Origin of the sequence: Tumebacillus algifaecis, from assembly GCF_002243515.1 — a bacterium.
In the GTDB taxonomy this organism is placed as follows: domain Bacteria; phylum Bacillota; class Bacilli; order Tumebacillales; family Tumebacillaceae; genus Tumebacillus_A; species Tumebacillus_A algifaecis.
Genome location: NZ_CP022657.1, coordinates 1,923,179 through 1,935,736, shown reverse-complemented (window position 1 = coordinate 1,935,736; position 12,558 = coordinate 1,923,179). Strand labels below are relative to the sequence as shown.

Below are 12,558 nucleotides of genomic sequence, written 5' to 3'. Positions count from 1 at the left end.
ATCGCTATGTTTAGGCAACATCGTACCCGGCGTCTTCAATCGCATCACGCATCTTGTTCAGATCGTACTTGTCTGCATCGTAGGTGACCGCGACGCGCCCTGCCTCCAAATCGACGTCAACGGCGGTTGCACCTGCCTCTTTCAGTGCGCTTTCCACCGCGCTTTTGCAATGACCACAAGACATGCCTTGTACATCAAACGTAAATGATGTCATCGTTTCTCTCCTCCATCGCTCTAAATATATTGGTGTTGACTCTATGCTTTACGCGTCGATGTTGACGCGTTTCAGCCGCAAAGCGTTGATGACGACCGACACGGAACTGAACGCCATCGCTGCGCCGGCTACCCACGGCGAGAGCAGACCTGCCGCCGCGATCGGGATGCCGACCACGTTGTAAGCCAGTGCCCAGAATAGATTTTGTCTGATGTTGCGGATCGTCGCTTTCGACAGGCGAACGGCTCGTGCCACACCTTCCAATTCGGCCCCCATCAGCGTGACGTCTGCCGCTTCAATCGCAACGTCCGCTCCGGTGCCGACCGCGATCCCGACATCGGCCATCGCCAGAGCGGGAGCATCATTGATTCCGTCCCCAACCATCGCGACACGCTGGCCCGCGCTTTTGTAGCGCTTGACGGCGTCCGCCTTTTCCTCGGGCAACACTTCTGCTAACACTTCATCCACTCCGACCTGTGCTGCGATCGCCTGCGCCGTCTTGTGATTATCGCCGGTGATCATCACCACTTTCAGACCCATCCCCTTCAGTTCGGCAATCGCTGCCTGCGACGACTCTTTCACCGTGTCTGCCACTGCGAGCAGACCGCTGACCTGTCCGTCCACCGAGAGGATCATCACCGTCTTCCCGTCACTTTCCAGACGCGCCAGCCCTTCCGTTGCGGCCGCATAGTCGATCCCCGCTTCCTGCATCAGGCGTCGCGTGCCGATCAAGAGCTTGCGGCCTTGTGCAACGGCGCGCACACCGCGCCCAGTGATCGCTTCGAACTCCTCGGGGTCTTGCACTTCTCCCAATGATGCTCCCGCTTTGACAATCGCGGTTGCGAGTGGATGTTCAGAACGCTTCTCAGCAGACGCGGCCAGCAAGAGCAAATCCTGTTCGGAATGGAACTGGTCGCTGAGCAGCACCACATCGGTGACGGTCGGCTGACCTTTGGTGATCGTTCCCGTTTTATCGAGCAGGATCACACTTACTTTTTGTAAGTTTTCCAGATGCTCGCCGCCTTTAAACAGAATACCATTTTCCGCACCCTTACCCGTTCCGACCATAATCGAGGTCGGGGTAGCCAGACCCAAGGCGCACGGACAAGCGATCACCAGCACTGCCGTCGCGTTCATCAGCGCGATCGTCAGGGCATCTTGAAGTCCACCGTCTACCAAGAAGTACCAGACCACAAAGGTCAGCACTGCGATGCCGACAACAATCGGCACAAAGATACCGGAGATCACGTCAGACATCCGTTGGATCGGTGCCTTGGAGCCCTGAGCCTCTTCAACGACGCGAATGATCTGTGCGAGCGCCGTGTCTTGACCAACTTTTTCAGCCCTGAAGGACAACGCACCGTTTTTGTTCAGTGTAGCTCCGTATACCGGGTCGCCCGGCTTCTTGTCGATCGGAATCGATTCGCCAGTCAACATCGACTCGTCGATCGAGGATTGACCGTCCAGCACCGAACCATCGACGGGGATTTTTTCGCCCGGGCGCACCACGACGACATCACCGAGCACCACCTCTTCGATCTTCACTTCCAGCTCCACACCACCACGGACGACTCGCGCCGTCTTAGCCTGCATGTGCATCAGCTTTTTTATCGCATCGGAAGTTCGCGTTTTTGCCAGTTGCTCAAAGATCTTGCCCAACAGAATCAACGTGATGATGATCATACTAGTCTCGAAATAGACATGCTCTTCACCGCGCAAGATCAACCAAAGCGAGTAAAAATAGGCGGCAGAAGTGCCTAATGCCACCAGTACGTCCATATTCGCGCTTTTGTTGCGCAGGGCCTTGTAACCACCGACATAGAAGCTGTAGCCTGCGACAAACTGAACTGGTGTGGCCATCGCGAGCATCACCCACGGGTTCATCAGAAAATCTGGCAACAGGGTCGCCCCAAACATTTCGAACATACCGATCAAAAATGGGAGTGACAGCACCGCAGAAAAGATAAAGAGTGCAACTTGCCGCCTCCACAACTTCTCGCTCGCATTGTCCGTTCCCTCCTCTGCCAGCTCGCTTGCGCCAAAGCCGAGTCTTACGATACGTTGGATGATGTCCCCAGCCTGCAATTTATTTTCATCAAAAGTGACCGTCGCCCGCGCCATCGTCAGATTGACGTTCGCCGTTTCGACGCCGTCCATCTTGCTGACCACTTTCTCAATTCGGGCAGAACATGCGGCACAGGTCATCCCGGTTACCTGCAAGGTTACTTTTTGTTCACTCATCGTGCTCCCTCCTTCATCCTTTCAAAATTCAACCTCTCGAACCATACCCCCCTATAGTATGTATGATACGCCGAACAGAAAAAAGTGTCAACACGTCCCCAAAGAAATGGATACGAAAAGTATCCCCAGACCGATCCATCTTTTACAGATGAAAAAGAGCCAGAGAGGTCAATTCCTCCATGGCTCTTCTTATCTGGGTGTTGCTGTTTACGCTTTAAACTGTTCCATCATCGCATCGAGCGTCAGAGAAATCTTCTCCAATTCTTCTGCGACTAGCACAACCTCTTCAGATGCGGAGATCGCCTTGTCCGTCTCTACCGACATCTCTGCTGCTGCCGCGGACTGTTCGGATGCCGCTTCTTCGACGATGCGCACGATTTCGCTCATCGAGGAAACGCTCGTCGAGATCATTCCAAACTCTTCAGAAACTTGCTCGCCTTTGATGCGGATCTTTTCGGTCGTATCTTTGATCAGATTGGACTTTTCTGCGACCGCATCCGATTCGTCGCGAATCTTATCGAGGATCTGGGCGATCTTCGACGTCGCCGCCGCCGTTTCATCGGCCAGCGAGCGAATCTCCCCTGTGACCACAGCGAACCCGCGCCCCGCTTCCCCGGCGCGTGCCGACTCGATCGCTGCGTTCAACGCGAGCAGATTGGTCTGTTGCGAGATATTGACGATAATTTCAATAATCTGAGCGATGTTTTTCGTTTCTGCTTGCAGGTTTTTGACCTTTTCCGCATTATCGTGTGCGGTGATCAATGCATCGCTGGTCACATCCAAAATCTCCCGTACCCGGTCGGTGCCCGTATCGACCGACCGTTTCACTTCTGTGTTCTTATCGGACAGCGAGGTCGAGTACGCGCTGACCTGCTGTGCGAGGCCCGCCACGTTTTGAATACCGACCGCAGTCTCCTGCAGAGCGGCCGAAGCATGGTTTGAAGAAGTGGCCACCGTTTTTGCTTCCTGGAGCACCTCTTCTGCGGTGCGTTGCAATTTTTTAGACAGCGTGCGCATCGTTTCGGTCGCCACCGACAGCTCATCATTGCGAACCGAAATATCTGCGATCAACTCTTCGGTCTTGTCGCGTTCCGCTTTCAGCAAACCGCGTTGGGTAAATTCTTTGCGCAGTTCGCCTTCCTGTAAGTAGCAGGTGAACATGCCGGCAAAGTTGATCGAGAACAGGAAGAACACATCGGTGACCAATTGTATCGTCGATGTGGATGTTACAATGGCCACGCCAAGCCAAGCGGCAAAGATCGCCCAACCAATGATGGCGGCGTACCGAAAACGCAGGCGCGACATCGCAAAGATAAAAATGAACAACATCATCAACCCATAGTAAAGGAACGATGCCTGTGGTGCCAGATAGATCATGTACACCACACCAAAACCGGAAAGGGTCGGGAACAACATCAGCAACGGCTGCATCCAGCGCTCAAAGTATTTTGTATACGAGAGCACGAGCGCAAGCACCGTAAACGGAAGTATCAAACCAAAGCGGATCAACCAAAATTGATTTTTCACTTCTGGAACCAGCCACGCGTCAAACGCGGCGAAGATGAGCGACAGTCCAAGGCCCATCATCAAACCCATGCGTGCCAGATTGATAGATTTCAGATAAAAATCATGTTGAAACGCTATCTCTTGCAGTCTTTTTTCATTTGTCACGTTTCCACCCCTACGCTATAAATCACTCTATCCTAATTATAGCGTTTTTTCACATCATTTCCATAACAAAAAACCGGAGAATTAATCCCCGGTTCACAATTTAGGCGTTTGCCTTTTGCACGGATCGACGCTGGGTCAGCGCGTAGCCGTAATAGATCAGTCCGATCCCGATCGAATTGGCGATCGGCAGAGCTTCTGGCAAGTCGAGTCGTGTAAACGTCCCGCCCATCGCGATGATCAGCGAGCCGATGCCGATCCACAAGCCCGATTTCGACTTGCGAGCGAGCGCCGTAAAGAGAGCGCCGCCAATCAAGGCAATACTGCCTGGGATCGTCAAGATCGGTGAAAACACGCGTACTTCACTCGGTAACGCCGCACCACCGATTTCGCCTTGTGCTTCTTGCAGCACCGTCAGATCGACCGGAACGGTCAGCGCTTTGAACATCATCACCGCTGTGATCGCGATGATCAACAGCAGAAAGAGATGTGCCACTTTCGGCTTGACCGTAAAGTACAATTGACCGGCTCCAAGAAATGCGACGAGCGAAGCGGCCGACACGTACCACAGTCGGTAGATCGTTTCATCCCAGCCGGACAGATAGGCCCACGCGCTACCAAACGCACTGAACGTATAGAGGAAAAAGCCAATCAGCCAAGCGAGTTGCGCCATTTTCCGCTTTTCGATCCATTCTCTAAAGATCTGAATCGCAAAATATCCGGCGAGCAACGTCGCAAAGCTCCACAACAACAAGTTCATCTTCTGGTCCTTCTTTCTACGTGATCTTCAGCGAGACGACGCCCAGGACAGTCAAAATTCCGCACACCGTCACCAGCATCACCGCACGGAACGGGAGGGTCGCTCGCACAGCGGCATCCCCGCCACTGGCAGCCAACAGCCGCTTTTTCAAACGCCGCCCGACCAAGCCGAGCACGATGGTCGAAAGCAGGACGACCATACCGCCCCATTGCTCCATAAACAAAAGCCAGAACGGCTTCATGCTGCGTTCAATCCCCATCTGTTGAATCATGACACCACCAGAGAGCAATACGACCAGCGCGCTCGGATGCAACAGACGATTGGTCAGTTTCAAGTAAACCGAAATCTGTGCTTTGACAGCTTCGCCAGCACTTCGATTGATCATCAACAATAAGACACTTACCATCACCAAACCGCCCAGCCACAAAGCAAGACTGGTCAAGTGCAAAAAGAACAGCCACTCATACATCGATGCTCACCTCTTCTACGGTCCTCGAATCCGACACTAGTGTCGGATTGATTATGGCACAGCCTGACCGTGTCGTCAAGAACTCAAGTTTGTGTCTGCAAGCCGTGGAACAGCAGATCAAAAATCAATTCGCTCCACGCTTCAGGCGGGTGGCCTTCCGTTTTGGGTAGCAGGATCGAATGAAAGACTAGCGAAGCGATCAATGGAGTCGGCAGCTCGTTTCGGATGCGCTTTTGCGCTTTCGCCTTTTCGATCGCCGTTGTGACGAGATTCATCAAGCGATGATGACCCGCTTGTAGGGTGGACAACGCCGAGGTGACTTTTTCTGAAGCAGTTCCTGTGGCGCACAAAGCGGGCATCAGTTGGACGATCTTGTGAATCTGCGAGTAGGTGTGGAAAATACGGATCATCTCTTTGATCTGTAGCAGGGCATCCTCCTGTTCCATCAGACCGTCGCACTGGGCCAAGATGGCATCCATCACATCGGTCATGTAGACGGCGATCAGTTCATCTTTGGAGGAAAAATGGTCATACAGGGTGCTCCGCCCGACTCCCAACCGCTCGGATAGAACCGAAAAATTAACTCCCTCGTAGCCCTTTTCGAGCAACAATCGCTCCGTCTCTTTGATCAGGTCGCCTCGCGCCACTTTTTTCTTCACCACAGGCGACACCCTCCTTCTTTATACATGCTGCAAGGAACGCTTGCAGAGCAGACCTTTGATCGCAAAATAGTCAACTTCTTGGGGCAATGCCTCCTTGATCGGCTTGAGCGTTTCGGCGCCAAGTTCATCGATCACACGTTGAATCAACTCTTCCTGCTCGGGCGGGATAATCCGTTCCCATTGTACCGGCTGCCCTTCAGAAATGGCACGGATGATATGATCCTGTACGGTGATCGACTTGAGTTGGCGCTCCTGCGCCACTTCTGCTAAAGACAGCCCAGCCTGGAAGAGCTGATAGGACTTGAGATGGCTCGGTGTCTCCTCATCGTTTGCTACTGGTGCGTCAGGCAGATGCTTGCGGGGCGCAGCGCTTGCTCCGTGCTCCTTCGCATACGCTTGCAACAGTTCCAGAAACGGTTTTCCATACCGGACCAGTTTGCCTTCGCCTACACCTTTTATCGTCAGCAGGCCAGCTTCATCGGTCGGGCAGTAATCGCTCATCTCACGCAGCGTGCTGTCGGAGAAGATGATGTACGGCGGCACTTTTTCGCGCTGAGAAATCTCTTTGCGCAGTTCGCGCAACTGCTCGAACAGCTTGCTGTCTCCGCTTGGTGCCTGTGTCGGGCGCAAGCGAATTTTTTGCAGAATCTGGGCTTGTCCTTTTAGCACCGCGCCAGCTTTACTCTCAAGCCGCACCACCGGATATTGACCGTCGGTGAGCCCAAGGTACCCTTCGGCGATCAAGACGTGGATCAGGTCGGTGATCTCTTTTTCTTTGTAGGTTTTCATCAAGCCATATGTCGGCAATTTGTCGAAGCCGAACTGCAACACCTTTTTGTTCGACGATCCTTTTAAGACTTGAGCGACGAGCGATGCACCGAAGCGCTCCTTCATTCGATAGATGCAGGAGAAGATTTTTTGCGCCTCAACGGTGATGTCTTTCTCTTCGCTGTCATCTTTGCAGTTCGAGCAGACTCCACACGGTTCGACCGCTTCATCATCGAAATATTCGAGGATGTAGTTGCGCAGACAGCGGGTGGTGTGCGCAAAGTCCACCATCGACTGCAATTTCTTGTACTCGCTGCCTTTGCGTTCTTGTGCCATCACCGACTGCTCGATCAGAAACTTTTGCAACTGCACATCCTGCGGATGATAGAGCAGAATGCACTCGCTCGGCTCGCCATCGCGTCCGGCGCGGCCAGCTTCCTGATAGTACGACTCCATATTTTTAGGCAGGTTGACATGTAGTACAAACCGCACATTTGATTTATCGATCCCCATGCCGAACGCGTTGGTCGCGACCATGATGCGGATGTCATCATATAAAAACTGCTCTTGGTACGTTGACTTCTCCGCATCGCTCAGCCCAGCATGATATTTCCCCACAGCAAATCCGCGCACCAGCAGTTCAGCATGGAACGTATCGACCTCTTTGCGTGTCGCCGCATAAATGATGCCAGCCTGCTCACGAAACTGATGCAAATAGTGCAGGACAAAATCGCGTTTGTTCTCTCCGCGCAGGACTTTGAACGTCAGGTTCTCGCGATTAAACCCGGTGACAAACGTATAGGTCGGGTCGATGCCAAGAAGCTCGACAATATCGCGCGTGACCTCGGTGGTTGCCGTCGCAGTGAACGCGGTTACGAGCGGACGCACAGGCAGCAGGTCAAGCACCTTGGGAACGGCGAGATAGCTGGGGCGGAAATCGTGCCCCCACTGGGAGATACAATGCGCTTCATCGATGGCGATCATCGAGATCGGGAGCTCCTGAATCTGGGAGCGAAAACGTTCGGAGTCGAGTCGCTCCGGTGCGACATAGATCAACTTGTACGCTCCATGCCGAGCAGCCTCCATGCGCTCTTCCGCTTCGGACTGCGTGAGCGATGAATTGATAAAGGTAGCGGGGATGTCGAGGCTTGTCAGCGTGTCAACTTGGTCTTTCATCAGGGAGATCAGAGGTGAAATCACTAGGGTCACACCAGGTAGTAGGAGGGCTGGAATCTGATAGCAAATCGATTTACCTCCGCCAGTCGGCATAATCCCAAGCACATCGTGTCCGCTCAAGATGCTAGCGATGATCCGTTCCTGCCCTTTGCGGAAGGAATCGTATCCATAATATTTCTTGAGCAGGTGCAATGCTTGTTCAAACACGGGCAACGCCTCACTTTCCCCTCTATCCTACCACCACTCCTGCCAAAAGGAAACGAGACTTCCCGGCAGGTTCACCAGCTCTCCCCTCGCCTGTTGAGTCTGTGTTCGCAAGAGCGGTCACGATTGTACCTCACCGCTTGCCCGATCAATTGCAGAACAAAAAGGCGGCAAAGCCACCGCTGTGACTTTGCCGCCGATGCTCGTTTTCAGCTACGTTCCAAAAGTCAGCCAACTCTCCACGGTCCGCTTAAACAGCGTCCACATGCCAGCCTTGCTCACATCTATGCTGGCGACGAGATCCGCTTTGGTAATTTCTTGCCCTTCTTTTTTGATGACGACGGAGCCGAGCACCTGACCTTTTTTGATCGGAGCTTTCACTTCATTTAAAACGACTTCTTGCTGGTAGGCCGTTTTCTTGTCGCCCTTTTTCATCAGCACCCCGACCGTGTCATTGGTGACGATCGGTAAGTTTCGGACATCGCCTTTGTCGATCGCCACCTGTTGTACAACTTGTCCCGATTTGTACAGGACTTCCGATTTGTAGTTGGCAAACGCGAAGTCCATCATCTGCGAGATTTCAGCATTGCGCACAGGCGATGTCGGTGCACCCATCACTACGGCGATCACGCGAAACCCGCCGCGTTGTGCAGTGGCAGACAGGCAGTATTTCGCTTCGGCGGTGAAGCCCGTCTTCAGTCCGTCCATGCCGCTGTAAAAGCGCACCAGTTTGTTGGTGTTAACCAGCCAGAATGGCTTTTCACTCGTTTTGCGCAGGTAGTCTTGGTAGATGCCTGTATACTTGGTCACCGCGTCATGTTTCAACAGTTCCCGCGACATCAGGGCGATATCGTGTGCAGATGTGTAATGGTTGTCCACTGGAAGACCATTGACATTGCTAAAGTGGGTCGCCTTGCAACCAAGTTGCTCGGCGCGCTCGTTCATCAACTGCACAAACCCTTCTTCCGATCCGGCCAGATGCTCGGCCACCGCCACGGCTGCATCGTTGCCTGAAGCGACAGCGATCCCTTTGAACATCTCTTCGAGCGTCATCTCTTCGCCCGGTTCCAAAAAGATCTGGGAGCCGCCCATGCTGGCTGCGTTCTCGCTGGTGCGGATCTTATCGCTCCACTTCACTTTGCCGTTCTCCACCGCCTCCATGATCAACAGCATCGTCATCACTTTTGTCACGGAGGCTGGAGGAAGTTTGGCATTGCCATTTTTCTCGAACAGCACAGTTCCGGTGGCCTGATCCATCAGCACGGCCGATACCGATTGCTTGGCAAGGTCTACTTGCGCCGCCTTGTTATCTTTTTTCTCGGCTGCCGATGCCGAGCCTGTAAAAGATGCCATCATGAGTGCCGTCGCACACAGCAACGAAGTACACGTGCGGCCCAATCGTCTTTTGAGAGACATATCTTACCCTCCCTGGATCGTTTCAAGTTCAAGTCAGCAGTTGTAGCATGCTTCCATTTTCGCTTTTTTATTACAAAAAAATGAAAAAACCCCTCGATTGAGGGGTTCTGTTTAGTGTTGCGCGTCGAAACGCTCCCGATATTCTTCTTTGCTGAGACCAGATTTGGCCCGATAATGGTCGCTGTATTCGAACGTGGCACACAACGTTCCTTTGTTGGTGCCCACCACATCGTTTCCGTTCGAGGAAACTTCGATCTTCTCTGCGCTACACGCAGTCTCTTTATTGTACGTACACTCTTCTACTTGGCATTTCACTCCTGCTGGCATTCCATTCACCCCCTATGGAGTTTATTGTTGCCAGCAAAAATGCCCCGTATACCGGATGTATCGACCTAGACGAAACGCTCGATGCCCGATTTGGTCACGACGCCATAAATCAATGGCTGCACCGGCTGCCGTTCATCGGTCAACACATAGGCGGCCTGGAGGCGCGAGATCACCTCAGTCAGCCTGCTCTCGTCATTTACATACAGCGTTGCGATCGCCTCGTTCGCGGCAACCGCATCGCCCACTTTTTTGTGCAGAACGATGCCGACCGCCAGATCGACCTCCGAATCTTTCGTCTCGCGTCCCGCTCCGAGCAACATCGCGCAAGTACCCGCTTCTTCTGCGTGGATTTCCGCCACATAGCCCGCACGGCCTAACGTGACCGCAACTTGACGCTTCGCTTGCGGGAGCAAAGTCCGGTCGTCGATGACAGCCGGGTTGCCGCCTTGCGCTTCGATGAAACTGCGGAACGTTTCCAACGCCTTGCCACTTTGCAGCGAATCGACCAACATCTGCCGCGCTTCCTCCGCATTCGCCGCATGGTCGGTCGCGACCAACATGTAGGAACCCAGTACCAAGCACAGCTCGGCCAGATCGTCCGGACCTACTCCACGCAGCGTATCGATCGCTTCCTGTACCTCCAGCGCATTGCCGATCGCATACCCGAGTGGTTGCTCCATGCCGGAGATCACGCCGATCGTATTTCGCCCGACGTTGTTGCCGATGTCAACCATCGCTTTGGCCAGCTCAAAAGAGCCGTCTAGCGTTTTCATAAAGGCGCCGTCGCCCGTCTTCACATCGAGGACGATGGAGTCGGCACCGGAGGCGATTTTTTTCGACATGATCGAGGAGGCGATCAATGGAATCGTATCGACCGTCGCCGTCACGTCGCGCAATGCATACAACTTCTTGTCCGCCGGCGCGACCGAACCGGTCTGCCCGATCAGTGCGCAGCCATATTTGTTGACGTTCGCCACAAATTGGTCTTGTGGCATGTCGATCGAAAAGCCCGGAATCGCTTCCAACTTGTCGATCGTACCGCCCGTATGCCCCAAACCGCGTCCTGACAGTTTGGCGACCGGCACGCCGACAGATGCCACCAATGGCAAAAGCACCAGCGTCGTCGTATCACCGACACCGCCAGTGGAGTGTTTATCAACTTTGTTCCCATTGATGCCCGACAGATCGATCATATCGCCCGATTGCGCCATCGACAGCGTCAGTTCGGCCGTCTCCTCGGCGCTCATGCCTTGGAAATAGATCGCCATCGAAAGTGCCGACATTTGGTAATCGGGGATGCTACCGTCGGTAAACCCTTTGACGATATAGGCGATCTCCTGCTTGTTCAGCTGACCGCCATCCCGTTTTTTATGAATAATGTCATACATTCTCATGGTGTATCTCCCTTAACCTTTCACGATTTGCTTCAGGAAACTTTCCCCGAGACCGGTGCTTTGCACGCCGTAGTTCTCCGCAATCGTCGCGCCGAGATCGGCAAACGTGCTGCGGGTACCCAGATCGACATTCGCTTGGCCATTTTTGCTGTAGACGAGCAGCGGCACGTACTCGCGGCTGTGGTCGGTGCCCGGTGTGGTCGGATCGCAACCGTGGTCGGCCGTCAGCACCAACAGGTCGTCATCGTTCATCGCCGCCAAGATTTCCGGCAGGCGCGCATCGAAATCCAAAATCGATTTTGCAAACCCTTCCGGATCGTTACGATGCCCGTACAATGCGTCAAAATCGACAAGGTTGGTGAAGACCAAGCCTTTTTCCACCCGTTTCATCGATTCCAGCGTCTTGTCCACGCCATCCATGTTGCCATTGGTCGAAACTTTGTCATTTACGCCAGAGCCGCCATAGATGTCGTAGATTTTGCCAACGCCGAGAACTGCCAGACCTGCTTCATCCATTTCGTTCAAAACGGTGCGGCCAAAGTCGCGCGAATAGTCGTGGCGATTGGCAGTGCGGGTGAAATTGCCCGGTTCGCCTACAAACGGACGAGCGATGACACGCCCGACCGCATGTTCATCAACAAGCAGTTCGCGGGCAATTTTGCACATCGAATACAGTTCATCAAGTGAGATGATCTCTTCGTGTGCGGCGATCTGGAACACCGAGTCGCCCGAGGTGTAAATGATCGGAGAGCCGGTCTTCATATGCTCTTCCCCAAGGTCTTTGATGATCTCCGTGCCAGAAGCCGGATAGTTGCCGATCGTTTTGCGGCCGATGCGCTCTTCAAATTTTTCCATCAGATCGCGCGGGAAGCCCTCCGGATAGGTGGGGAGCGGCTTGTCAAGCTTGATGCCCATCATCTCCCAATGTCCGTTGGTCGTGTCTTTGCCCGCCGACAGCTCCGACATTTTGCCGTATGCGCCAGTCGCTTCCAGATCGGCGCGCACGCCTTCAATCGGATGAATCTTGCCAAGTCCCAGTCGCTCCAAGTTCGGAACGTTCAGCCCACCTACAGCTTTTGCAATATTACCAATGGTGTTCGATCCTTGATCGCCATATTCAGCAGCATCATACATCTCACCAATGCCGCAGCTATCCAATACGATAAAAACAATGCGGTTAAACGCCATGTTAAATCTCCTCCGCTTTTTGCTGGATACTCACAATTAGGGTATGTCTTTCCTGTCTTGTCCATTAATGT

At 53.5% G+C, this 12,558-nt stretch carries 11 protein-coding genes; all 11 read right to left on the bottom strand.

Features of this window, described 5'->3' with window-relative positions:
- Positions 1-10 precede the first annotated feature (10 nt).
- Positions 11-214: a copper ion binding protein gene (locus CIG75_RS08625; protein WP_094236292.1), complete on the bottom strand. Its 204-nt coding sequence runs from the start codon at positions 212-214 to the stop codon at positions 11-13.
- Between the two features lie 48 nt (positions 215-262).
- Complete coding sequence (locus CIG75_RS08620) at positions 263-2,455, bottom strand: heavy metal translocating P-type ATPase (RefSeq protein ID WP_094236291.1); 2,193 nt, start codon at positions 2,453-2,455, stop codon at positions 263-265.
- 207 nt (positions 2,456-2,662) lie between these two features.
- On the bottom strand, positions 2,663-4,126 hold the full coding sequence (locus tag CIG75_RS08615; RefSeq protein WP_094236290.1) for a methyl-accepting chemotaxis protein: 1,464 nt from the start codon (positions 4,124-4,126) through the stop codon (positions 2,663-2,665).
- Between the two features lie 100 nt (positions 4,127-4,226).
- Complete coding sequence (locus tag CIG75_RS08610) at positions 4,227-4,883, bottom strand: hypothetical protein (RefSeq protein ID WP_094236289.1); 657 nt, start codon at positions 4,881-4,883, stop codon at positions 4,227-4,229.
- Positions 4,884-4,899: 16 nt separating this feature from the next.
- Positions 4,900-5,352: a hypothetical protein gene (locus CIG75_RS08605; protein WP_094236288.1), complete on the bottom strand. Its 453-nt coding sequence runs from the start codon at positions 5,350-5,352 to the stop codon at positions 4,900-4,902.
- 83 nt (positions 5,353-5,435) lie between these two features.
- Positions 5,436-6,014, bottom strand: a complete 579-nt coding sequence (locus CIG75_RS08600; RefSeq protein ID WP_157729458.1) for a TetR/AcrR family transcriptional regulator — start codon at positions 6,012-6,014, stop codon at positions 5,436-5,438.
- An 18-nt stretch (positions 6,015-6,032) separates the two neighbouring features.
- Entirely contained in the window at positions 6,033-8,165 is a 2,133-nt protein-coding gene (gene recQ, locus CIG75_RS08595; RefSeq protein WP_094238382.1) for a DNA helicase RecQ, read from the bottom strand.
- A gap of 210 nt (positions 8,166-8,375) precedes the next feature.
- Complete coding sequence (locus tag CIG75_RS08590) at positions 8,376-9,578, bottom strand: D-alanyl-D-alanine carboxypeptidase family protein (RefSeq protein WP_322348609.1); 1,203 nt, start codon at positions 9,576-9,578, stop codon at positions 8,376-8,378.
- A 111-nt stretch (positions 9,579-9,689) separates the two neighbouring features.
- Positions 9,690-9,905 (bottom strand): DUF1540 domain-containing protein, encoded by a 216-nt coding sequence (locus tag CIG75_RS08585; protein WP_094236286.1) that lies wholly within the window; start codon positions 9,903-9,905, stop codon positions 9,690-9,692.
- 65 nt (positions 9,906-9,970) lie between these two features.
- Entirely contained in the window at positions 9,971-11,299 is a 1,329-nt protein-coding gene (locus tag CIG75_RS08580) for a pyrimidine-nucleoside phosphorylase (RefSeq protein WP_157729457.1), read from the bottom strand.
- Positions 11,300-11,311: 12 nt separating this feature from the next.
- Positions 11,312-12,487, bottom strand: a complete 1,176-nt coding sequence (locus tag CIG75_RS08575; RefSeq protein WP_094236284.1) for a phosphopentomutase — start codon at positions 12,485-12,487, stop codon at positions 11,312-11,314.
- Positions 12,488-12,558: the final 71 nt, after the last annotated feature.

Bases quoted from the DNA above. Each gene is read 5' to 3' on its own strand.
- CIG75_RS08625 (WP_094236292.1), bottom strand. From the start codon at position 214: ATGACATCATTTACGTTTGATGTACAAGGCATGTCTTGTGGTCATTGC.
- CIG75_RS08620 (WP_094236291.1), bottom strand. From the start codon at position 2,455: ATGAGTGAACAAAAAGTAACCTTGCAGGTAACCGGGATGACCTGTGCC.
- CIG75_RS08610 (WP_094236289.1), bottom strand. From the start codon at position 4,883: ATGAACTTGTTGTTGTGGAGCTTTGCGACGTTGCTCGCCGGATATTTT.
- CIG75_RS08605 (WP_094236288.1), bottom strand. From the start codon at position 5,352: ATGTATGAGTGGCTGTTCTTTTTGCACTTGACCAGTCTTGCTTTGTGG.
- CIG75_RS08590 (WP_322348609.1), bottom strand. From the start codon at position 9,578: ATGTCTCTCAAAAGACGATTGGGCCGCACGTGTACTTCGTTGCTGTGT.
- CIG75_RS08585 (WP_094236286.1), bottom strand. From the start codon at position 9,905: ATGCCAGCAGGAGTGAAATGCCAAGTAGAAGAGTGTACGTACAATAAA.
- CIG75_RS08580 (WP_157729457.1), bottom strand. From the start codon at position 11,299: ATGAGAATGTATGACATTATTCATAAAAAACGGGATGGCGGTCAGCTG.
- CIG75_RS08575 (WP_094236284.1), bottom strand. From the start codon at position 12,487: ATGGCGTTTAACCGCATTGTTTTTATCGTATTGGATAGCTGCGGCATT.